Origin of the sequence: Vibrio caribbeanicus ATCC BAA-2122 (genome assembly GCF_000165125.1) — a bacterium.
GTDB lineage: Bacteria > Pseudomonadota > Gammaproteobacteria > Enterobacterales > Vibrionaceae > Vibrio > Vibrio caribbeanicus.
In genome coordinates this window covers 1-695 of sequence record NZ_AEIU01000011.1, presented here as the reverse complement: position 1 = coordinate 695, position 695 = coordinate 1, and the positions used below count along the sequence as shown (strand labels likewise).

1 protein-coding gene is annotated in these 695 nt (G+C 45.8%); it reads left to right on the top strand.

The window, feature by feature from the left end; translation table 11 throughout:
* Nucleotides 1-695 (top strand): BspA family leucine-rich repeat surface protein (locus tag RH40_RS01665; RefSeq protein WP_009599534.1); only part of this gene is annotated, 695 nt, incomplete at both ends.

Sequence of the window (695 nt, the reverse complement as noted above, 5' to 3'; positions counted from 1 at the left end):
GGTCACGCCTATCTGGTTGTTGACAATGAAAGCATTAAAGACCAAGCCCAGCTCGATAAACTGGAACAAGGTCAAATCCGCTTTTGTACCTCTCATGCGACTAATATGGATGGCCTCTTTAAAGGTCGGGGGGACTTTAATGCCGATATCAGTGATTGGGATACTTCCGAGGTATGGAATATGAGGGAGATGTTTTCAGGCGCCTCCAGTTTTAACCAGCCCATCGGTAACTGGGATACCTCCAAGGTAAGGTATATGGAGAGGATGTTTTCAGGTGCCATCAACTTTAACCAACCCATCGGTGACTGGGATACCTCCAGGGTTAAATATATGAGGGCGATGTTTGAAGGAGCCTCCGCCTTTAACCAACCCATCGGCAACTGGAATACCTCCAATGTAAGGTCTATGGGTAGGATGTTTTCAGGCGCCAAAGCCTTTAACCAACCCATCGGTGATTGGAATACCACTAACGTTAGTAACATGCATGGCATATTTAAACAGGCCACGAGTTTTGACCAAGACATCAGTCAATGGGATACCTCCAATGTAAAAGGCCCGATTGAAAGCATTGCTGTTACCTGTAATGACAAAGATATCGGCACCACCTTCAACCATCAAGGTCACACCTATCTGGTTGTTGACAATGAGAGCATTAAAGACCAAGCCCAGCTCGATAAACTGGAACAAGGTCAAAT